Annotated in this window: 17 protein-coding genes; 12 read left to right on the top strand and 5 right to left on the bottom strand. The window is 45.8% G+C overall.

Annotated features, from left to right (window positions below; translation table 11 throughout):
- The first annotated feature begins 137 nt into the window (after nt 1-137).
- The 6 genes from AC1MEO_RS09380 to AC1MEO_RS09355 all read left to right on the top strand — a co-directional run bounded on the left by AC1MEO_RS09380 (nt 138) and on the right by AC1MEO_RS09355 (nt 7,875).
- Nucleotides 138-1,169 carry a TRAP transporter substrate-binding protein gene (locus tag AC1MEO_RS09380; protein ID WP_480335861.1) on the top strand — a complete coding sequence of 344 codons (1,032 nt, stop codon included), beginning with the start codon at nt 138-140 and terminating at the stop codon, nt 1,167-1,169.
- Between the two features lie 86 nt (nt 1,170-1,255).
- Nucleotides 1,256-1,765, top strand: a complete 510-nt coding sequence (locus AC1MEO_RS09375) for a TRAP transporter small permease (protein ID WP_480335859.1) — start codon at nt 1,256-1,258, stop codon at nt 1,763-1,765.
- A 13-nt stretch (nt 1,766-1,778) separates the two neighbouring features.
- Entirely contained in the window at nt 1,779-3,074 is a 1,296-nt protein-coding gene (locus AC1MEO_RS09370) for a TRAP transporter large permease (protein ID WP_480335858.1), read from the top strand.
- 61 nt (nt 3,075-3,135) lie between these two features.
- The gene (locus tag AC1MEO_RS09365; protein WP_480335856.1) at nt 3,136-5,535 is read left to right on the top strand and encodes a glycoside hydrolase family 31 protein; all 2,400 of its coding nucleotides are present in this window, start codon (nt 3,136-3,138) and stop codon (nt 5,533-5,535) included.
- Nucleotides 5,536-5,589: 54 nt separating this feature from the next.
- Nucleotides 5,590-6,996 carry a glucuronate isomerase gene (gene uxaC, locus AC1MEO_RS09360; RefSeq protein ID WP_480335854.1) on the top strand — a complete coding sequence of 469 codons (1,407 nt, stop codon included), beginning with the start codon at nt 5,590-5,592 and terminating at the stop codon, nt 6,994-6,996.
- 42 nt (nt 6,997-7,038) lie between these two features.
- Nucleotides 7,039-7,875 (top strand): SDR family oxidoreductase, encoded by an 837-nt coding sequence (locus tag AC1MEO_RS09355; RefSeq protein WP_480335852.1) that lies wholly within the window; start codon nt 7,039-7,041, stop codon nt 7,873-7,875.
- A 291-nt stretch (nt 7,876-8,166) separates the two neighbouring features.
- Here AC1MEO_RS09355 and AC1MEO_RS09350 read toward each other — a convergent pair whose 3' ends face one another.
- The 3 genes from AC1MEO_RS09350 to AC1MEO_RS09340 form a co-directional block, all read right to left on the bottom strand.
- A complete protein-coding gene (locus AC1MEO_RS09350; protein WP_480335850.1) occupies nt 8,167-8,640 on the bottom strand; it encodes a GerW family sporulation protein in 474 nt (157 codons plus the stop codon).
- Nucleotides 8,641-8,846: 206 nt separating this feature from the next.
- Nucleotides 8,847-9,323 (bottom strand): SRPBCC family protein, encoded by a 477-nt coding sequence (locus AC1MEO_RS09345; protein ID WP_480335848.1) that lies wholly within the window; start codon nt 9,321-9,323, stop codon nt 8,847-8,849.
- A 93-nt stretch (nt 9,324-9,416) separates the two neighbouring features.
- Complete coding sequence (locus AC1MEO_RS09340; RefSeq protein ID WP_480336067.1) at nt 9,417-9,851, bottom strand: OsmC family protein; 435 nt, start codon at nt 9,849-9,851, stop codon at nt 9,417-9,419.
- A gap of 378 nt (nt 9,852-10,229) precedes the next feature.
- Here AC1MEO_RS09340 and AC1MEO_RS09335 point away from each other — a divergent pair, with 378 nt between their 5' ends.
- From AC1MEO_RS09335 to AC1MEO_RS09310, 6 genes are all read left to right on the top strand, one after another.
- The gene (locus AC1MEO_RS09335; RefSeq protein WP_480335846.1) at nt 10,230-14,003 is read left to right on the top strand and encodes a DEAD/DEAH box helicase; all 3,774 of its coding nucleotides are present in this window, start codon (nt 10,230-10,232) and stop codon (nt 14,001-14,003) included.
- A gap of 4 nt (nt 14,004-14,007) precedes the next feature.
- Entirely contained in the window at nt 14,008-14,778 is a 771-nt protein-coding gene (locus AC1MEO_RS09330) for a hypothetical protein (RefSeq protein ID WP_480335844.1), read from the top strand.
- Nucleotides 14,779-14,951: 173 nt separating this feature from the next.
- Nucleotides 14,952-15,467, top strand: coding sequence for a hypothetical protein (locus AC1MEO_RS09325; protein ID WP_480335842.1), 516 nt, complete (start codon nt 14,952-14,954; stop codon nt 15,465-15,467).
- 327 nt (nt 15,468-15,794) lie between these two features.
- Nucleotides 15,795-16,160: a hypothetical protein gene (locus AC1MEO_RS09320; RefSeq protein WP_480335840.1), complete on the top strand. Its 366-nt coding sequence runs from the start codon at nt 15,795-15,797 to the stop codon at nt 16,158-16,160.
- Between the two features lie 289 nt (nt 16,161-16,449).
- Nucleotides 16,450-18,402 carry a lipoteichoic acid synthase gene (gene ltaS, locus AC1MEO_RS09315; protein ID WP_480335839.1) on the top strand — a complete coding sequence of 651 codons (1,953 nt, stop codon included), beginning with the start codon at nt 16,450-16,452 and terminating at the stop codon, nt 18,400-18,402.
- Nucleotides 18,403-18,593: 191 nt separating this feature from the next.
- Entirely contained in the window at nt 18,594-19,400 is an 807-nt protein-coding gene (locus tag AC1MEO_RS09310; RefSeq protein WP_480335838.1) for an alpha/beta hydrolase, read from the top strand.
- A 115-nt stretch (nt 19,401-19,515) separates the two neighbouring features.
- On the opposite strand, the gene AC1MEO_RS09305 is transcribed toward AC1MEO_RS09310, so the two are convergent.
- On the bottom strand, nt 19,516-20,079 hold the full coding sequence (locus tag AC1MEO_RS09305) for a DUF4256 domain-containing protein (RefSeq protein ID WP_480335837.1): 564 nt from the start codon (nt 20,077-20,079) through the stop codon (nt 19,516-19,518).
- A 516-nt stretch (nt 20,080-20,595) separates the two neighbouring features.
- Nucleotides 20,596-21,693: an ABC transporter ATP-binding protein gene (locus tag AC1MEO_RS09300; RefSeq protein WP_480335836.1), complete on the bottom strand. Its 1,098-nt coding sequence runs from the start codon at nt 21,691-21,693 to the stop codon at nt 20,596-20,598.
- Nucleotides 21,694-21,824 lie beyond the last annotated feature (131 nt).

The raw sequence follows: 21,824 nt of genomic DNA, 5'->3' as shown, positions 1-21,824 counted from the left end.
AGAACTTTTTGTTTGTCGCCGATATGTGCTTGTAAGTTTTGTGATGGGCTAAGAAAATGAGTTTCTGACTTGATTGGATTGGATCTATAGACGAGTAAAATGTTCGAAAAGGGTTTATAAAAAAGGAGGAATTTTACATGGTGTTCAAAAAAAGATTTTCGGTAGCAACAGCGGGTGTCTTATCTTTATTGTTATTAACAGCTTGCGGAAATGATGACAGCACGGCAAGCAATGGTGCGGAAGGAGAAGCAGAACCGGTATCCCTTCGACTGGCGCATAATCAGCCTGAAGATCACCCTATTCATACTTCGTTAATTGAATTGACAGAGTTAGCTGCAGAAAAATCAGGAGATAATGTTGAAATTGAACTATTCCCGAATGGCCAGCTGGGGGATGAACGCGGCGTGATTGAACTTGTAAAGTCAGGAACGCTGGATATGGCGAAAGTCAGTGCAAGCGCTTTAGAATCTTTTGACAGCAACTATGCAATTTTTTCGCTTCCTTACGTATTCCAAAGTGAAGAGCATTACTTCCAGGTAATGGACAACAGCGAGGCTGTACAGGAAATTTTCCAGAATACACGAGATGAAGGATTTTTTGCAGCTGGTTGGTACACAGGCGGACAACGCAGTATTTACACAGCGGATAAAGAAGTTGCTTCTCCGGCAGATTTGAATGGGATGAAAATCAGAGTGCAGGAAAGTCCGACATCTATTTCTATGATTGAAGCAATGGGTGGAGCTCCAACTCCGATGTCGTTTGGTGAAGTGTATACTTCACTTCAGCAAGGCGTCATTGACGGGGCAGAAAATAACGAAACCGGTTTGACGAGCAACAAGCATGGCGAAGTAGCTAAAGCATACTCATACACAGAACACCAATACGTACCGGATGTTTTGATTGTAAGCACGAGCATGTGGGATGGGCTATCGGAAGAGCAGCAGCAAGCAATCTCGGATGCAGCAGTTGAATCTTCAGAAAGCCATAAAGCAGTATGGGCAGATGCAATCACACAGGCAATCACAGATGCAGAAGGCATGGGCGTCACTTTCTATGATATCGACAAACAGCCATTTATCGATGCTGCAACTCCTCTTCATGAAACGTACCAGTCAGAAAATGAAGACAGCAAACGTTACTTTGAAGATTTCCAAAGCTATAACGAGTAAATAATGATAAACAGGGTCTCAACTTTTAGCAAGAAACCCTTGCACAGTTGAGACCTTTAATCTATTCATGAATGGAGAGAATCCCAATGAGAGATATTGTGGATCGAGTAACCGCATTTTTAACCTGCTCGTTGATGGTAGCGATGGTTTTAGTTGCTTGTTGGCAAGTTTTTACACGGTTTGTATTAAATTCACCGAGCACGTTATCCGAGGAATTTCTTCGCTACTCCTTGATTTGGCTGACTATGATTGGCTCAGCCTATGCGTATGGCAAGAAAAAACATTTAGCAGTCGTATTTGTCGCACGTAAAATACCGAAGAAATATAAGTTCTATGTTGATATGCTCGTTGAGGTCATTGTACTGGCGTTCATCCTGGTTATCTTAATCTATGGCGGAACGCAAGCTTACCAGAATTCGGTAGGGCAAGTTTCTTCTGCTTTAAATATGCCCACACAATATTTGTATTTGAGTTTAATCATATCGGGCGTTCTGTTTTTATTTTACGCAGTGATCCATATAATTGAACATTTCCATAACAGAAATAAGTGGAAAACAGCGGATGCGAAGTTTGAATCTGATGAAATTCTAGAATAAGGAAGTGGATTTTATGGCCTTGGAGGCTGGAATCGTTTTAGCAATTGTATTTGCACTGATGCTTGTGATTAGTGTACCTATTTCAGTGAGTATCATTATCGCTTCGCTAGCTGCAATATTAATAGCATTGCCTTTGGATATGGCTATATTCACAGCCAGCCAAAAACTTGTTACGGGACTTGATAGTTTTACTTTACTGGCAGTTCCATTCTTCATCCTGGCAGGAATCTTAATGAATAATGGAGGCGTTGCAGAACGGCTCATTAACTTTGCCAAGGTTCTTGTCGGCCGGACACCGGGAGCATTGGCTCATACTAATATATTAGGCAATACTTTGTTTGGGTCTCTATCTGGTTCGTCTGTTGCAGCGGCCGCAGCAATTGGCGGCGTTATGGGACCATTGCAGAAAAAAGAAGGCTATGATCCAAAATTCTCTGCAGCAGTCAATGTGGCCTCTGCACCGATTGGATTGATCATTCCTCCAAGCGGTACCTTAATCATCTACTCGCTTGTCAGCGGGGGAACATCTGTCGCAGCTTTGTTTGTGGCAGGCTACTTGCCGGGCTTATTGTGGGCTTTTGCTTGTATGGTCGTCGCGTTCATTATCGCGAAAAGAAGAAATTACCCAACATCAGAAAGAGTCAGCTTGAAGGTAGCTTTTAAAACATTTCTCGATGCTATTCCCAGCTTGATGTTGATCGTAATCGTTATCGGTGGGATTCTGTCAGGTATTTTTACAGCGACAGAAGCAGCTGCAGTGGCAGTTGCTTATACGTTCATTCTGTCTTTAGCATATGGTGCAGTTAAATTTAAGCATATGCCAAGAATCATCATGGAATCGGTGGAAATCACAGCCGTTATCATGTTATTGGTATCAGCTTCAGCGGTCATGTCATGGGTGATGGCGTTTACGGGCATTCCTTCAGCCATCAGCGAGCTTATCATGGGAATTTCAGATAATCCGATTGTTTTGCTGTTGATTTTAAATGTGTTTTTATTGCTGATTGGAACGTTTATGGATATCACGCCTGCGGTTCTCATATTTACACCAATATTCCTGCCGATCGTGGTAGGTTTCGATATGGATCCCATTCACTTCGGAATCATGATGGTCATGAACTTGAGCATCGGGAACATCACACCTCCTGTGGGCAGTGCGTTATTTGTAGGCTCCAGTATTGCGAATTTGGACATGGAAGATGTTATAAAACCGCTCATTCCGTTTTATATCGCGATTATTGTGGTGCTCCTTTTAGTAACTTATATCCCGGGAATCAGTATGGTGCTGCCAAACTTGCTTGGTTATTAACAGCACTGCGCAAAGCTAATGAAAAGCGATGGTTAATGTATAGCGAAAGGATGGACGATGCATGTCTTTAAAAGAAAATTACTCCTTTAAACTTCAAAAAGAAGAAAACAATACCGTAACTTTCCAACTCGAAAACCCCTTAGTGATTGCCCGAGTCATGGTATTGGAAAATGACTTGATTCGAGTGCTGATGTCAAACGGCGAAAAGCTTGAAATTGACAACACCTGGCTTGTAGCTCCCGGAATGGATGACGTGCCATTCGAAGGCAGAAGCCGCTTTGATTTGTCACCTTTTTCACTTCCTGAATATCAATTGCATCAGGAAGGTGAGACGGTGACCATTGAAACGGAAATGGTCAAACTTCGCATTGATCTGGATGGCTTTAAAGCAACATGGTTTTTCAAAAGAAACGATGGCGAGACGATTCAAATTGCGGCAGATCGAAAAACCCAAGCTTATAATTTGGACGGATCGCTCGGAAAAGGAATTTATCATTACTTACAGAGAAACCATGACGAACAGTATTTTGGGCTCGGTGAAAAAAGCGGAGACATGGACCGCCATGGCAAACGTTACCGGATGTTGAGTGTAGATCCAATGGGATACGACGCGCAACATACGGATCCTCTCTATAAGCATATTCCTTTCTACATCACTCGGAATAAACAGTCAACTGTCTCATTTGGCATTTTCTATGACAATATGGCACAAAGTGTCTTTGATATGGGAAATGAAATGGATAATTACCATGGTTGGTACCGCTATTACCATTCATTCGCAGGGGATTTGGATTACTACATAATTGTGGGTCCAGAGTTGAAGGATGTCGTTAAAAAGTATTCCAGACTGACAGGGAAAACAATCTTTTCACCAAAATGGAGCTTAGGCTATTCCGGTTCAACAATGACTTACACCGATGCCCCGGACGCTCAAGAACAGCTAAAACAGTTTATTGAACTCTGTGAGAAAAACGACATTATTTGTGATTCGTTTCAATTGTCTTCGGGATATACTTCCATAGGCGACAAGCGTTACGTATTCAACTGGAATAGAGACAAGTTTCCTGATCCAAAAGGCTTTATCGATGAATATCACCAAAAGGGAGTTCAGTTGTGTGCAAACATAAAACCTGCTCTTTTGAAAAGCCATCCTCAATTTGAGGAGTTGGAAAAACAGGGAATCTTCATTCGGAATCGTTCGGGAAGAGTGGAAATGGTTCAGTTTTGGGACGAGGTAGGGGCTTACATTGATTTTACCAATGAAAAATCAATTCAATGGTGGAAAGAAAATGTTACCTCTCAATTGCTCGAGTATGGAATAGACTCTACTTGGAACGACAACAATGAATTTGAAATATGGTCGACCGACGCAGTTTCCCACGGTTTTGGCAAAGAGCTTCCGTTTGAAACAGTGCGTGCGATTCAACCGCTCCTTATGATGAAAGCTTCGTATGAAGCACAAAAAGAATATGCTCCGCATTTGCGGCCTTACTTGATTTCCCGGTCCGGCAGCCCAGGCATGCAGCGCTATGTCCAAACTTGGTCAGGAGACAATTACACAAGCTGGAAATCACTCAAATACAATATCAAAATGGGCTTGGGGCTAAGCATGTCCGGCATTTATAATGTAGGGCACGATATCGGTGGGTTTTCAGGTCCTGCTCCAGAGCCGGAGTTGTTGGTGCGCTGGGTACAAAACGGGATCTTCCATCCACGGTTTACTATCCACTCATGGAACGATGACCAAACAGTCAATGTGCCTTGGATGTATGAAGAAACTACAGACAAAATTCGTGAGCTGATGAAGTTTAGGCATCGGATTACCCCTTACTTATACACGTTACTTTATGAGGCACACACAAATTATGAGCCGATTATTCGTCCGACATTTTATGATTTCGGGCACGATACAAAAACATTTGATGAAAACGATGATTTCATGTTAGGCGAATCTATGCTTGTGGCTTCTGTCGTTGAAGAAGGAAAAACTGAAAGAGCCGTCTACTTGCCTGCAAATGATGGAGGCTGGTATAACTTCCATACTTCAGAGTGGCATGAAGGTGGAAAGCTTGTTACAGTGCCAGCTCCGTTGGATTACAATCCCCTTCTTATAAAAGCGGGAGGCATTATTCCCATCAATGACAACAATCCATCTTTTTCGACTAAAGACCAGGAAGACAGAGGATTTATCTTGTTCCCGCATCGCCGGGAGGGAAGTTCTAACTATCAGCTGTACGAAGACGATGGCGTCTCTGCGAACTATCAGGAAAATCATGCAACAATCAATGTTTCCATGGAATCGACCTCTCAGAAGATTAATGTGGGAATTGAAATTCAAGGAGAGTACACTTTGACTTACAGCAAAATCCGTTTTTATGTGAACGGTGAAGATCAACGGGAAATTCATGTTAATGGACAACAGCTAGTAAAGCAAAATGGAAGTTACGAATTCCAGATTTAACTAAAAGAGCGGGGAATGCCGTTTGAAAATAATGCCTTCATGGGAGTTGTACTGATGAAATTTATGGATGAAGACTTTCTACTAAACAGCAATAGCGCTAAAATTTTGTATCACCAGTATGCAAAGGACCTTCCTTTATATGACTTTCACTGTCATTTGAGCCCACAGCAAATCGCGGAAGATCACCGCTTTGAAAACATTACGGATGTATGGCTAAAGGGCGACCATTACAAATGGCGGGCTATGCGCGCATTTGGAATAGATGAAAATCTTATCACAGGAAATGCGGGCGACAAAGAAAAGTTTCATGCCTGGATCCAAACGGTTCCCTATACGATGGGCAATCCACTGTATCACTGGTCCCATCTTGAGCTGAAAAAGTATTTCAATTACGACGAAGTAATCAAGGAAGAAAACTGGGAAGCCATGTGGGAGCAGTTGAACCAAGTTGTTCAATCAGACTCTTTTTCAGTACAGACCTTGATTAGAGACAGCAAAGTTAAGGTTATTTGCACCACTGATGACCCGGCAGACAATCTTGAATACCACATTCAAATTGCCGGAGACAAAAATATTGAAGCTCAAGTTCTGCCGGCTTTCCGTCCGGACAAAGGTTTGGGCATTTCCGCAGCAGGATTTTCGGCATACATCCAGGACCTGGGCGCATCAGCGGAGCTGGAGATCCGGAACTACGGAGACTTTCTGAAAGTCTTGTCTGAGCGAGTGGATTATTTCCATGAACATGGCTGCCGTATATCAGATCATGGGTTTGAATATTTGCCGTATGCAGAAACTTCCTTCGAAGAAGTGGCGGGTATCTTCAATAAAGCATTATCTGGAGAACCGATATCTAAAGTTGAAGAAGAAAAACATAAGACGTTTACCATGCAATTTCTTGGAGAATTGTATGCCAAACACAATTGGGCGATGCAATTGCATATCGGTCCACTGCGCAATAACAATACGCGCATGTTTGAGCAGGCAGGTCCGGACAGCGGGTTTGACTCGATGAATGATTTTGAACTGGCAAAGCCACTCAATCAATTTTTAAACAGTCTGGACTGTAAAAATGCTTTGCCGAGAACGATTATTTATCCGCTTAACCCAGTTCACTTTGAAATGGTGGCAAGCACAATCGGTAATTTCCAGTCGAGCGAAATGAAAGGGAAAATTCAATTTGGTTCTGGCTGGTGGTATAACGACCAAAAAGACGGGATGATCCGACAAATGAAAGAACTGGCCAATGCCGGCTTGCTGAGCTTGTTTGTCGGCATGCTGACAGATTCCCGCAGCTTCCTTTCTTTTACACGCCATGATTACTTTAGAAGAATTCTTTGCCAATTGGTTGGGACCTGGATTGAGGAAGGTGAAGTTCCAGCTGATTATGAGTTTATTGGCAAGATGATACAAAATATTTCATACAATAATGCAACAAACTATTTTGATATTGAAATAGACTGAGTAAAAGACGTCAAAAAAGAATTCCAGAAATGAGGGTATTGAATGATTCCTATCCACAAAAATTTGCATGGGCGAGTAGCTGTCGTAACAGGGGGCAGCGGTGTCCTTTGTTCGGAAATGGCGCGTGAATTGTCACGCCAAGGAATGAAAGTCGCTATTTTAAACCGTACGGCGGCGAAAGGCGAGAGCGTAGCAAATGCTATCCTAAAGGCAGGTGGGGAAGCTATCGCATTACCTGCGGATGTTTTAGATCGTGCTTCACTAGAACATGCAAAACAACAAATCCTGGAGAAGTTTGGCCGCATCGATTTACTCATTAACGGTGCAGGCGGCAACCATCCGGATGCCATTACCGGTCCGGAAACGTTTGATGAAGAATCAGCTGGCCAGTCCTTTTTTGAACTGGATGAGAGCGGATTTTCTTCGGTCTTTTCATTAAATTTCACAGGGACTTTCCTGGCGTGTCAGGTATTTGGAAAAGAATTATTGAGAAGCGATTCGCCGGCGATTATCAATCTTTCTTCTATGAGCGCATATGCGCCGTTGACAAAAATCCCGGCATACAGTGCGGCAAAGGCTTCTATCAATAACTTTACGCAATGGCTGGCAGTGCATTTCGCTGAAACGGGTTTGCGCGTCAACGCAATTGCACCTGGATTTTTCCTGACAGATCAAAACCGTGATTTGCTGATGGATAAAGACGGGAATCCAACAGCCCGCACGAAAAAAATTCTGGAAGCCACTCCGATGAACAAGTTCGGCGAGCCAGAAAACCTGCTTGGCGCGTTGCTGTTCCTGGCAGATGAGTCATACTCTTCTTTTGTAACGGGAACGACAATGGCTGTTGATGGCGGTTTCATGGCCTATTCAGGTGTTTAAGCCATGGCTATAAATAATGAATCAGCTTTGAACCTTGTGAAGAGCAATTGTTAGTTGAATAATATGGGTACAAAAAACGGATTCTCAAATGAGAGTCCGTTTTTTATTGGTCGATTTTTCGGTATTTAAGACCGAAATCAATTTAAATCTTGAATCGATTCAACCGATTTCGAAGGAAAGGCATGTAGTGTCTACCCTTTTGAAGATTAATACTCCAATCGTTCGCAGAGGCTATTTGGAAAAAAATCCATAAACAAAAGCCATCAGTATTTCATTGATGGCTTTTGTTTATTATTTGTCTTTATTAAGATACATTTTCTTCATCTTTTTGTCTTTTTTTCGTTTTTTCTTACATTTGCTTTTATGCTCAGTCTGGTTGGAGGACATTATAAAAGCGAGCCCGACCACTGCAATCGGCAACAGAAGAAGCAGCTCTACAGGAACAATGGGCTTGTAAACCGTTTTTTCAGAGGTGATGCTATAAACACCGAGCGGTTTGATCAGGAAAGAACCACCTCCGCCTTCACCGCTGCCGCCTTCGGATTTTTCGGAGACAGGCTGCTTTTGCTCAGCATCTTTAATTTCATAGCCCACGCCAGCCCCAGCCCCAACGCGGTATTTCACTTTTGCAACCGGGAGAATGATCGTGTCTCCCATCTCAATTGGATCTCCATAGACAAGCGAGACATCCCGGACTTTGGAGAATTTTTCAAAAATCGGGCGAAGCGGTGACTCCTTAAATGGAACATGTTCATTTTGTGTCATGCTTTTCACTCCCTTTTTTTAGTAGCGTGTATACCTTTCGCCTTTAAAATGCAGTTTCCTCTATTTTTCGTAATTTAATAAAAATATGATGATTAGAGAGCTGCGGTTCATGCACCCGAAACGTAAAGCACTGTTGGATGACTTGTCGAAAATTTAATCCGGCGGTAATTGCGTTAATTCCCGGAAACGAAAAAATCTTGCCCGGTTTATATTTCAACAAACTGGGCAAGTTTTTCAAGTGTGGAGCCCAAACCCTCGTCATGATCTTCTTTCTGGATCCCTTCAGGAACATGTTCACAAACAATCGTGACCTTTGTGCCTTCCAACACCGCTTCCAAATACCAGGTCTGAATCATCTCACCGGAGAACGCCGGATCTTCAGAATCAAATTGGCCGGCCAGCACAATCTTCGTGTCGGGCACCAGTTCCAGAAATCTCCCCTCGGAAACGTCTGTATGGTCCGAGGTTTTGCCGGGATTTGAATGATCGATTTCGTACGTTAGCGTCAGCTTATAAGCTCCGCCTTCACGCGGCTCGAATACATCAACGTGGGCAGACATTCCTTTAGGCGGAAGCCAGGAACTTAATGCTTGCGGGTCGATAAAGGCCCGGTAGATGGCTTTTGGCGATGCCGCAATCACTCTTGAAGCAGAATCGATTCTGTTGCTGGGTGGATGTGCCATGATCAACAACCTCCTGGATTGAGTTTGGTATAGTATACCCATCTTGAGCCAGAAATCTTCTTTTCCTCAAAAACGAAAAAAGAAAAGCCGCCGCTAATCAGCGACGGCTTCTTCACCATTGACTATGAGGCGGTAGCGGACATCCGCTTTGAGTGAATGGGCGACCGGGCAATACTTTTCTCCACTTACTTCAATGGCGTGGAGCACTTTTTCCGCAGCAATATCCCCTTCAACGCGGAAGGTCACCACAATCGCCAGGAACTCTTTTGGTGGGTTGCGCCGTTTCTCGCCTTCGGTGATGATTTCAAGGGAACGGATTTCTTCCATTTTCGACCGCAAAATCATGATGACGTCCATGCCGACACATCCCGCAAGCGAGCCAAGCAATGCCTGCATCGGCAATAGGCCTTGTTCGTTGCCCACTCCCTTATGAGCATCCATCGTCAGCGTATGGCCGCCTTGTCCGACAGCTGAAAAAACAAAATCCCCTTGCCATTTTGTGGTGAGCATCAATTGATCTGTCTCCATCACACATCCGCCTCCTGCTTTTCTTTTAGTGTATCATCTATTGACTGAATAGTTCTTCGGAATTTATAGCTCTGCTAAAAAATTGAGGAAACAGATCTTATGTTTCATTTGATGTACAGGATAGTGTACGATCCTTTTTAAGTAAGGTGGTCATAGGGAAGCAATCAATTATTCTTCGTTGCGAAACAATCTGAAGCAATTTCTTCATCTCTTTGCTTCTTCATTTTCCATGGCGAAGAAAGAAGAGAACGTATATTCGCTGAAATTCATAACTTTTAAAGCTAATTTCCACTAATAGATGATATGATTAGATGAAAACAGATCAGGCGGAATGAGCCGGTTTGAAAATTCTACAGCTTTAAAAGAACAGGTGATTAGATGGTTAAAGCACATACAGCAACAATCAGAACTTCAATACGGTTGACCAAGACGGCTATGGAAAAAATGGGAGGGTTCGGCATCAGCGAACGCTCGTTTTTTGTTGCGGACAAAGCGTTCAAAGTATTTATCGAACGCTATCCGTCCAACGCGGATGGCGAGCTTTCGGTTGCGTTGATTTTGGACAGCGCAGAGAATGTCCGGCTGGCCGGCAAAGACCTGCAAGGGGCGATTGTCCTGCACGGCGTCTTCACCAACCACAATCTGCTGATCACCAACTTGACACTCCGGAAATCCCATCAGGCGCTCGGAACCAATTGGCAGCGCGAAGAATATATGGTGTTCGACCGCTCGCGTGATCCCGCTCCTGTTTCGTTGATCAACCTCATCAACCGGATGACACCGGCCAAAGACAGTTCGGAGTATGTCAAAAAGCGCATCGGCAGCTGGGAAGGCTATTTGAAGATCCAGGAACGCGGCATGGACATCCCGGATATCAAGACGAGTTATTCCAATCTGTCGTTCAGCCATGATTTCAGCCGCATCACTTTGAAAGGCTGCCAGCTGAAAGACACGGAATGGAAGTCGCTGAGGAACCTGTCAGTGCGGCTCACCGGGATTTTGGGAGACGTCGGCACGGTCATTAAAGCGGCAAACCGCACAGTGGAAGTGGAACTGCAAAGCTATATCGTCAAACAGCTCCGCGAAAAAGGGCTGTCACTGGATAAAAAGGAAGTCGTCTTCAGCAATTTTGCGGCTTTGAGCCAAATCAGGCGGCTGCGGCAGGGCTTTGCCAATCTGGAAAAAGGGCTTGCGGTCAATCCGAACCTCGACCGGATCCTATTCGAAGAAAAACCGCCGGTCAAACCACTCCAGCCTTTAGCGAAATTAACCTTCCATAACCGGTTGAATGAATTCCAGCAAAAAGCGGTTTCCGGTGCGATGGCAGCAGAGGATCTGTATGTCATCCAAGGACCGCCGGGGACGGGGAAAACCACGGTCATCTCGGAAATCTGCCTGCAGAATGCCAGGAAAGGTTTGCGGACGCTGGTTGCTTCGCAATCCAATCTGGCAGTCGATAACGCACTCGGGCGCCTGCTTGCCAATAAAGACATCCGCATCTTGCGCGTCGGTCGGACGGAAAGCATCGAAGAAGAAGGCAAGAAATTCATCGAAGAAAATGTCGGGCAGTACTGGAAAGACCATACGCTGGCAGAAATCACCGATCAATACGAAATGCGCGGAAAACGCGAACCGGAATTAAAAAACGAAATCTTGGCCAATGAACAGGCGACTTTAAAACTGCAGCCGGTCTATGAAAGCCTAGAACAGGCCGTTGAAGAGAAAAAAGAAGCGCAGAGCAAGCAGCAGGCCATCCAAAAGCTGCTTGAAAAAGAGCAGATGAAACTGGCCACAGGCGAACTCGAGAAGGAAAAGGCTAGAGCTGATAGCGGGGAAACACAGCAGCAGCTGCAAAGACTTGCGGATCGGATCGGCCAGGATTCCGCCTTTATTGCCAGCAAAGAAAGCAACGATTGGTTCCAGCAACAGCAGCAGCCTATCCAGCAGCGCCTCAACGTGCTTCAGCGCGCACTCGGGCTGAACCGGCTCCAGCAGGACCTGTCGGTAAAAAGGCAGGAACTTGCTGTGATCACGGAAAGACGTGACCAAATGGCGGACATCATTGAACAGAAGGAAGCGGCCGTCCAAAATATGGACAGCATCAAGAAAATCGATGGCTTGCTCGGCGTGATAAAAGAGCAGCGGGTTGAGGAAGTTCCTTCTTTGACGTACCTGATCAACCGGCTGGAAGCGAACCGTGAAAACATGGAAGAATGGGGCAAGCTCAACCAATACAACGAGCTTGTCACCGCTGCGATTTCCTATCTTGAGAAATTATTGGCGCCGATCGGCCTTTCTTTCGCCGATTTCAAGCAGCAGGCGCTAACACAGAATGGTGCCTATACGTCTGCAGAAATCGACGAATATTTGGAGAAGCTTCGGACGCTATTGAAAAGTGCGCAGCGGACGGATGCAGCGGTGCTGAAAAAAGCGCTCGCCGGTTTGTACAGACGGCAAAACAATCTGTGGAGCAGAGGCGCCAAGCTCAAGTCCTTGGATGTCTATGCAGCAGAATCAAAGCGGGCTTTCCAGGATTTGAAGCGAGTTTTGTGTGAGCAGCTCGTCAAGCAGCAGAAGCAATACCGCGTGTGGGACGAGAAGTGGCTCGAAAAGCAGGAAAAACACCAAGAAGAAATGGCCCCGCTTGAACAGCGCTACCGGGAAATGCCCGATGCGGCTGAGCTTCCGGACGATATCGAAGCGGCGATCCGCGGACTTAAAGAAGAACTTGCCGAACTGGAAAAACAGAGGGTTTCTTTTGATGAGGCAAAACAGCGGATAGCAGAACATCAGGCTGAGCAGGTCCAAAAGACAAAAGAACTTGAAAGGTCTGAAGCGAGAATCGCTGCTATCGACAATGAGATCAAGAAAGTGGAAGGGGCGATCGCGGACCGCGAACAAGAGCTGGCTGCCTTACGCGAAATCCTTTCTTCAGATGTGGAGCAGCAATTTGACGGGGCGGCGAAACAACTTGCCAGCCTGTCGTTCACCAAAGAATCGCTCAAACAGGAAATGAAGAATCTGCCGTTGCTGCAATCGGTACAGAAAAAATGGCTGGATTTATTGGCAGGGGCGAACGAACACGATCTGGACGAGATCCGGAAACTGTACATCAAGCATGCCAACGTCATCGGAACGACGTGTGTCGCTTCGGCGCGCAAAGATTTTATCGACAACTATCCGGAATTTGATGTAGTCATCATCGACGAAGTGTCCAAAGCCACGCCGCCGGAGTTGTTGCTGCCGATGCTGAAGGGCAAGAAAATCATTTTGGTCGGGGATCACCATCAACTGCCGCCGCTGCTCGGCAACGATACATTGGAAGAAACGCTGCAGGAAATGATCGATGAAGACAATGGCTTTGAAGAAAAGAAAGAACTCGAGAAGCTGTTGGAAGAGTCGCTGTTTGAACGGCTCTACAAAAATCTGCCGGCTGCCAACAAGACGATGCTCGCCATCCAATACCGGATGCACGAGGACATCATGGAAACCATTGCGCCGTTTTATAAACTGGAGAAAGACCAGCTGCAATGCGGCATTCTGGATTCTGACCGGGAGCGCGACCATCTGCTCGAATCGAACGCCGTGACACGCAGCAATCACCTCATGTGGCTGGATCTGCCGAATGAATCCGCTTATTTTGAAGAGCGGATGAACGGCGGGAAAAGTTTATACAATGCCGCGGAGCTTCAGGAGATCCGTACTTTATTAGTAGAGTTGAACGAAGCCACCGGCGAAGCAAAACGGGCCGGAAGAATCCATCCGGACCTGCAGAAGAGCATTGGCGTCATCAGCTTTTACGGCGAACAGGTCAAACGGCTGCAGCGCATGATCGATCAGGAACTGCGCCTGCCGCATCTGACTGTCCGGACTGGAACCGTTGACCGCTTCCAGGGAAGTGAACGGGACATCATCGTACTCAGCATGGTGCGCAACAACCAAAACAAGCATGGCGATATCGGCTTTGCGAAAGATTACCGGCGGTTGAACGTGGCATTGTCACGTGCCAAGGAATTGCTGGTTTTGGTCGGCAGTTCCAAGATGTTCACGGAACGCGCTAAGCAGCCGGAAACGAGAAAAATGTATCGGCACGTATTGGAAGTCGTGAAAAAGAAAAACGGCTTGAAGACCTTAGAGAAGAGCAGGGGGTGAGGAGTTGGACAAGCAGATGGAAGAGCTGCGGACAATTGTAGCGGGAGATCCGGATGTGGCGATCATCAACGAAGAACGGTGGAAACTGCCGGCCGTCTTATATGACGTCAGCTTTGACCGGGTCAAACGGCTGAAGATGGATATACTGATGAAGATGCTGCTGCTGGCTTTTCAAGAAGCCGATGTCCGCCGGGCCGCCACTTTAGCTGACATGCTGTTCGTGGAGGAACTGTTCATCAGCGATTTGATCGACAAGATGCAGCGCACCGGGTTGATTGGGCTGGAAAAGCAGGGCTATAAACTGACAGCCAAAGGCTATGACTACCTGGGCAAAGGGATTTTTGAAGAAGAGATGCCGGGCAGCGGGACCGTCATCGCCTATAGCGCCGTCCATGACGACTACTGGCTCGCAGCAGATGATGCATATCCGGAGGCAGAAGAAACGCTTTCGCTGTACCGCTATCCTGTCAAAGGCAGTTTGAACAAAGACCGCATGTATCAGCTGCTTTCCAAGAGCGGCGCGGATCTCGGGGAAGAAAGCTTTCAAACCATCATCACCGGCATCACGGGGTGCATCGAGCAGGACACGGTCCATATTCCATGCATCGAATTTCAACTGTATGACCAGAAACAGGACATTTTCTATGCCCGCGTCTGGAATACGCTGTCAGGCAGCTGGGACGAAACGCTGGAGAAGCAGATCGAAGCGCGCGAAGTTGTGAAATGGCGGAAGGCGATGGAAGAGCGGGAAGCGGCTTTGGAAATCGGTGTGTAGTTGATAAAACAGTATTCCATATAAAAAGCAGGCGCAAATTCGAATTTGCGCCTGCTTTTCCAATCATTTGAAACTGAATAATCGAAACTTTGCTAATTGCTGATTGTAAAAAAATAGGTGGTCTGCTACGCTATTCACTAGACGAACCATTATGAATTGAAGGAGACCGGATCATGTCGAATCTTTCGTTGGCAGAAGCTGTAAAATTGAAATCCGTATTAGCAAAACGCATTCATGAGTTGGAAGAAGAGATGGACCGGGTGGCCTTTGTAGAAATGGAAAAAGGCAGCAAAAAGCCGAAACAAGCTCGTTCGCTCTCACAGGTCGAAGAAGAAATCGACGACATTCGAAAAGATTTCCGGCTATTGGATAAATTGATGTACCGTGCCAATTTCGAAAATGAAGTGAGTTTCAACGGGGAGGAATTGGCGATAGTCGAAGCTATCGAATTGGCAACCCAACTGCGTGCCAAAGCGCGGAAGTTCAAGGAGTTTGGATCTGCTGTGAAAGAGGATCTTCAATTTGGCTACGGGGAAGGAACGCCGATCGTCAGACGGGCAATGTTTGACCCGGAGGAGTATCGCGTTAAAGCGGTTGAATTAGAGCGATTGGCCAACCGGTTATCGAATGCCATCAACACCAAAAACTATTCAATTGTTTTAGATTTCGACAGTGACAAATATTTCTGATCCTTGGAGCGGTGAGACTCCCCTCCAAGGCATGGAAGGAAACCTCTTTTGTACTTCGGTGCAACTAAATTCTAATGGCTACTGGCAAACCAATGACCCATACCCCATTACGATGTTACCTGTTACCGATTCCCAACCAAAAGCAAACGACGGTCGATGACCACATTCCTGTTTTAAAACTCCTTCCATGAAATCCTCTTGCTTTCGGGCAGGGGGTTTTTTAGTGCTATACAAAAATACTATGCTTCGTATTTTATATAGAAGAAAAAATTTCGCCACCCCTAAAATCGCCATCCGAATTTAAGAACGAAAGGAGCTTAATCTGAAATGGAAAACGCACCAGCTGCAGTTCAAACGGAATCGATCAAGTCTTTCCAATCGACCATCCAAAAATCCGAAAAAGCATTGGCACAGATGAAGGGAAAAGGCGCTAGTACAAGTTTGATTGAGAAACGGCTCGAAGCCCTTCGAGTCGGATTGGCCGCACTGGAAAAAGTCTGGCATGAAAAGCCTTATTCCTATCGGAAGGAAGAGATGGCAGAAGCCCGGGATGTTCTTGCGGGTTTATTGCCATCCCTTGAAAGCATGTATGCCAAGTCGAAGGCCCGCAGCCCTCAGGGGACACTTTTGGAGAAGAGAATTTCTTCAATAGAGTTGGCTATTGGAGCGATAGACGAATTTTTAAGTGAATAACCGGGAACTTAACGGGGTACTCACAACGTCCTATACGATAGGCCCCCTGCATCGCCGCAACCCTCTAGGGAATGTGGCTTTTTTATGCTGTATGGACCTGCTGTTGTTCGTTGAAATCAACACAGCCATCAAACTGAAAAAAACTTAAACTGTCATTTTTTGGGGCAGTGGAGTAAAATAGGATTTGTTGTTCTATTTACATAAACTTTACGTGAACTTAACAAGTTTACATTCCTTGAAATTCCATGTCCCCAAATCCTTGTGAATACCCATTATGAGAAGGTGCACTATGAAAAAAATTCAGTTGATGACTAATGACAAGTTCAATAAATTTATCCCGATCTTCCTGCTGGCAGTTTTCATGCTGTGGATGAAGACCTATGTATCCCAAAAAACGCAGTTTAAATTAGATGTCGAAGGACTGTTGCAGGAATTCCTGCTGTTGCTTAATCCTCTTGGCTCTGCATTGTTGCTCCTAAGCTTATCGCTGTTCTTTAAAGGAACACGGAAATACATATCACTTTTGCTGATCTATATCGGGATGTCTGTCCTGTTGTATGCGAATGTGGTGTACTACCGCTTTTTCAGTGATTTCATCACGTTGCCTACGTTGTTCCAAACGCAGAATTTCGGCGATTTAGGCGGCAGTGTAGCGACTTTGATCCAGCCGACCGATGCTTTTTTCTTCGTGGATGTGCTGTTGCTGGGAGCTTTGGTAGTTTCGAAACGGGTCAAAAAAGACCAGCGGAATTTCAAAACCAAAGCTGCGATTCCGGTAGTGACGATTGCCTTGGCTATTTCTTTCTTTAACCTGGCATTGGCAGAAGCGGATCGTCCGGAATTGCTGACCCGCGGATTTGACCGGAATTACATCGTCAAGTATTTGGGCATGTACAATTACGCGCTCTATGACACCGTTGAAACCGTGAAATCTTCTTCCCAGCGCGTACTCGCTGACAGCGATGAAGTGACGGAAGTATTGAACTATACTAAATCGAATAACGCGAGCGCCAATGAGGAGTACTTCGGTGCAGCCGAAGGCATGAATGTCGTTTATCTCCACTTGGAATCGTTCCAGACCTTTTTAATGGATTACGAATTAAATGGGGAAGAAGTCACGCCGTTCTTGAATTCCTTAATTGGAGGCGAGGAGACGATGTATTTCGATAATTTCTTCCATCAAACGGCACAAGGCAAAACCTCGGACGCCGAGTTCATGCTGGAAAATTCCTTGTTCGGCTTGCCGAAAGGTTCTGCATTCATTACCAAAGGGCAGAACACCTATCAGGCGGCACCCGCGATTTTGAAGGATAAAGGCTATACTTCTGCAGTGTTCCATGGCAACAATGGAACGTTCTGGAACCGCTCTGAAATCTATAAATCCTTCGGCTACGATCATTTCTACGATATTGAGTCGTACACGGATCTGGAAGAAGAGGACATGGCGGAGTACGGCGTAATGGATAAGCCGTTCTTCGAGCAGTCGGCACCACTCCTGGAGTCGTTGCCGGAACCTTTCTATACGAAATTCATCACGGTTTCACATCACTTTCCGTATAACATCGATCAAAATTTGACGACGATCGAAAAAGGGACAACGGGAGATGCGAGTGTCGATAATTATTTCCAGACTGCCCGCTATGCCGATGAAGCGATCGAGCAGTTCTTTACACAACTGGAAGAGTCCGGTTTAGCCGACAACACCATGATCGTCATGTACGGCGACCATTACGGAATTTCCGACAACCACAACCAGGCAATGGAACAAGTGCTTTCAAAAGAAATCACACCGGTTGAAAATGCCAAACTGCAGCGTGTGCCTTTGTTCATCCATGTGCCGGGCGTAGAAGGCGGCACCAATCATACTTACGGCGGCCAAATTGATCTGTTGCCGACGGTGATGCATTTGCTGGGCGTTGAAACGCAGAATAATATTCAATTCGGGACCGATTTATTGTCTGAAGAACACGAGGAACTGGTCACGTTCCGGAACGGGAATTATGTCAGTCCGGAGATTTACTCGATCGGCGAATCTTTCTATGATCCTGAAACGGGATTGCCGATAGATGAAAGCCTGATGGAGCAAGCGGAGAAATTCCAACAGCACGGAAGCTACGAATTGCAGCTGTCCGATCAGCTGGTTAACGGAGATTTGCTGAGGTTCTATACTCCAAGCGGATTTACACCCATCGATCCAGCAGATTACAGCTATCAAGGGATGTTGGATGAAGCAACTGAATAAACGATTAAAAGAAGAGTTATCCTGTGGGGCTGTTTGCCCTCTCGCAGGATAACTCTTTTTGCCTGTCCGATTCCTTAAACGAAAGCCTTTGAAATCAACACCAGAAAAACATCATTCTGGAAGAAGGTGGTTTTTGATTGATGGAGAATACTACCAGTAGGAAATAGAGCTACTCGAATGGAGGATATTTGATGAGCGAAGAGAAAATGATTCGGTCTTTCGATGGTACCCAGCTGTTCACCCGTAAAGATACGGCTGAAGAGCAAAAAGCGGTAGTAGTGATTGCCCACGGTTTAGCAGAACACTTGGGGCGTTATGATGCTTTGGCAGAAACCCTGCTGCGGCACAACTTTACGGTGTACCGCTACGAACAGCGCGGCCATGCCCGTTCGGAAGGCGAGCGGACTTTTTTCAAGGATTTTAACGAAATGCCCGATGATCTGAAAACGATTATGGATTTGGCAAAAGAAGAGAATAGGGAGCAGCGGGTCTTTCTGATCGGCCACAGCATGGGTGGTTTTACGGCTGCAGCATTTGGGACCAAATATCCGGAAGAAGCGGCTGGCATCGTATTATCGGGTGCGTTGACACGCTACAATAATGAACTTTTCGGTCCGCTGCCGATGGATTTGCCGCCGGATACCTATTTGGACAATGAGCTTGGAGAAGGAGTCTGCAGTGATCCGGAGGTTGTCAAAGCCTACGCGGAAGATCCCTTGGTGGAAAAAAAGATTTCTGTTGGCCTTATCAATGAATTTGCTCCAGGAATCGCCTGGCTGAAAGAAAATGCGGAAAGCTTTATCGATCCCGTGCTGGTGCTGCATGGCAATGAAGATGGGTTGGTTGCCGAAAAAGACTCGCGGGATTTTTATGGAGAAATCGGCTCGAAAGATAAAACCTTAAAAATTTACGCCAGCTTAATGCATGAAATCTTCAATGAACCATCCAAATACAAAATCTACGATGAAGTGATTGAGTGGATGGAGGATCGGCTGTAGGGTGCTATGTACAAAAAAGCTATAGCTAAGTATAGAATGAAAAAGCATTGCCGATCCCCTAGACGGGTTTCGGCAATGCTTTTTGTCTTTTGAATAACTCAGCCTATCATGGTGCTCAAACCCTCAACAACCCGCGGAATCCTCTAGCTGCGTAATAGGAATCCGCACCGTTATGGTACAGGAAGACGTGTCCATAGCGGGAATCACAGAACAGGGCGCCGCCGCGTTCCCTAATATCCGACGGTGTCTGCACCCAGCTGGATGTTTTGACATCAAATGTGCCGTGCTGCTGCAAGACGCGGTATTGGTCTTCTGACAATAGTTCGATGCCCATGTCGCTTGCCATCGCCACTGCACTGTTTTCAGGTTTGTTTTTCTTCCTTGAATCAAGTGCCAGCTGGTCAAAGCAAACACTTCTGCGGCCACTCGGGCTTTCCGCTGAACAATCGTAGAAGACGTACTCGTTGTTCGCTTCGTCGAACTCAAGGACATCCGGTTCTCCACCGGTCCGTTCCATTTCATGGAGCGACCACAGCTTATCGGGATGCGCTGCCAGTTTTTCCTGGATCTTGTCCCAGTGCATCCATTCGTGGCGATCGATGTGTTCCTCGAACCGCGCTTTCAAAGTGCCTAGGAGTTCTTCACGTTGTTCGGGTACTAAGTCGTTTTTCTGGGTCATGCGGTTTCCTCCTCCTTTTATGTGCTTGTATTCGTCATGCTTTAAGTATAGTGAAAAATTGGGGTGAATACGATTCCTTAGCTGCAGAATGGTCTTCAGATCTTCATTTTGCTTCAGGCAGCGGCGTTCGAGGGGGCTTTGATCTGTCTTCAGTTGGATGCATGATAGATTTTGGGCGTTCAAACCGATTTATGATCGCTCAGCTGGATTTGTGGTCGTTCAAATGAATTTGCAGTCGTTCAGAGAGATTTGCAGTCGTTCAAATGAATTTATAGTCGTTCAGAGAGATTTGCAACCGTTCAGCCAAAATTCCCACAATAAACATACGCTTGGACGAGAAATCGGACAGCAGGCTGCCCGGCGTCCTGCGGCACTTGCTCACTTGAGGGAATCGAATGCGATTTCCATACAAATTCCCGTAAGGAACGGGCAGAACTATTGATAAAATAAGAAAAAAGCCGGACGATAGCTCGCCCGGCTTTTTTGATTAGTTGAAAAAAATGTCCTGTAAATTCCTTACTTGATGCGCAACTCTGAGTCGATATCGAAGAAATGGGCTTTATTCATATCAAACGCCATGTCGATGGTTTGGCCAGCTTCTACATTAAAGCGGGCGTCCACACGGGCAACAAAATCCTGATTGTTCACTTTTGAATACAGCACGATTTCTGCTCCCATCAGTTCCGCTACTTCCACATAGGCCTTCAGCTTTGTATGTGGGGAATGCTCAAGGAACAAAGGCTCATCGTGGATGTCCTCCGGACGGATGCCAAGGATGATGTCCTTGCCTTCGTACCCTTGATCGCGCAGCATGGAGAGCTTGCTGTCAGGCACAAGAACTTTGAATTCTTCCATAACGAATGAATCCCCGACAATTTTTCCGCGCAGGAAGTTCATGGAAGGGGAACCGATAAATCCGCCGACAAACATATTATCCGGCTGGTCGTAGACTTCTTTTGGTGAACCGACTTGCTGAATAAAACCATCCTTCATGACAACCAGGCGAGTCGCCATCGTCATCGCTTCGGTTTGATCGTGGGTTACATAAACAGTTGTCGTCTGCAGGCGGCGATGCAACTTTTGGATTTCTGTCCGCATCTGCACACGCAGTTTGGCATCCAGGTTGGACAAAGGCTCATCCATCAGGAATACTTTGGCATCACGGACAATCGCACGGCCCAACGCGACACGCTGGCGCTGGCCACCGGATAAGGCTTTCGGTTTGCGGTTCAAATATTCATCAAGACCCAGGATTTTGGAAGCATTCGCTACGCGTGCCTTAATGTCTTCTTTTTTCATCTTGCGCAGTTTTAAACTAAAAGCCATATTGTCATAGACACTCATATGTGGGTAAAGGGCATAGTTTTGGAAAACCATAGCAATATCGCGGTCTTTTGGTGATACATCGTTTACTCGGCGGTCTCCTATGTACAGATCGCCTTCTGTGATATCTTCCAGGCCTGCAATCATCCGCAAGGTTGTGGACTTCCCGCAGCCTGAAGGCCCGACCAATACCAAGAATTCTTTGTCGCGGATCTCCAGGTTGAAATCCTGTACTGAAACCACACCTTTATCGTATTCTTTTCTGATATTCACTAAGTTTAAACTTGCCATTTAAATCCCTCCAATTCATGTAAGTGCTTTCATTTACTGATAAAAGCATACAGTTTAGTGTAGATTTTAGAAATGGCAAGTGTGCACAAAATTAGTGGCAGTCTTCGTGCATATTTGCCAAGCAGCTATTT

It is taken from the genome of Planococcus sp. BI3 (genome assembly GCF_056680115.1).
Note: the sequence above shows the minus strand (reverse complement) of the source record. Positions and strands in the feature narration are given on the sequence as shown.

Coding starts and splice junctions, on each gene's coding strand:
- AC1MEO_RS09310 (WP_480335838.1), top strand. CDS start 18,594: ATGAGCGAAGAGAAAATGATTCGGTCTTTCGATGGTACCCAGCTGTTC.
- AC1MEO_RS09320 (WP_480335840.1), top strand. CDS start 15,795: ATGGAAAACGCACCAGCTGCAGTTCAAACGGAATCGATCAAGTCTTTC.
- AC1MEO_RS09350 (WP_480335850.1), bottom strand. CDS start 8,640: ATGACACAAAATGAACATGTTCCATTTAAGGAGTCACCGCTTCGCCCG.
- AC1MEO_RS09370 (WP_480335858.1), top strand. CDS start 1,779: ATGGCCTTGGAGGCTGGAATCGTTTTAGCAATTGTATTTGCACTGATG.
- AC1MEO_RS09335 (WP_480335846.1), top strand. CDS start 10,230: ATGGTTAAAGCACATACAGCAACAATCAGAACTTCAATACGGTTGACC.
- AC1MEO_RS09365 (WP_480335856.1), top strand. CDS start 3,136: ATGTCTTTAAAAGAAAATTACTCCTTTAAACTTCAAAAAGAAGAAAAC.
- uxaC (WP_480335854.1), top strand. CDS start 5,590: ATGAAATTTATGGATGAAGACTTTCTACTAAACAGCAATAGCGCTAAA.
- AC1MEO_RS09305 (WP_480335837.1), bottom strand. CDS start 20,079: ATGACCCAGAAAAACGACTTAGTACCCGAACAACGTGAAGAACTCCTA.
- AC1MEO_RS09375 (WP_480335859.1), top strand. CDS start 1,256: ATGAGAGATATTGTGGATCGAGTAACCGCATTTTTAACCTGCTCGTTG.
- AC1MEO_RS09380 (WP_480335861.1), top strand. CDS start 138: ATGGTGTTCAAAAAAAGATTTTCGGTAGCAACAGCGGGTGTCTTATCT.
- ltaS (WP_480335839.1), top strand. CDS start 16,450: ATGAAAAAAATTCAGTTGATGACTAATGACAAGTTCAATAAATTTATC.
- AC1MEO_RS09345 (WP_480335848.1), bottom strand. CDS start 9,323: ATGGCACATCCACCCAGCAACAGAATCGATTCTGCTTCAAGAGTGATT.
- AC1MEO_RS09300 (WP_480335836.1), bottom strand. CDS start 21,693: ATGGCAAGTTTAAACTTAGTGAATATCAGAAAAGAATACGATAAAGGT.
- AC1MEO_RS09355 (WP_480335852.1), top strand. CDS start 7,039: ATGATTCCTATCCACAAAAATTTGCATGGGCGAGTAGCTGTCGTAACA.
- AC1MEO_RS09325 (WP_480335842.1), top strand. CDS start 14,952: ATGTCGAATCTTTCGTTGGCAGAAGCTGTAAAATTGAAATCCGTATTA.
- AC1MEO_RS09340 (WP_480336067.1), bottom strand. CDS start 9,851: ATGGAGACAGATCAATTGATGCTCACCACAAAATGGCAAGGGGATTTT.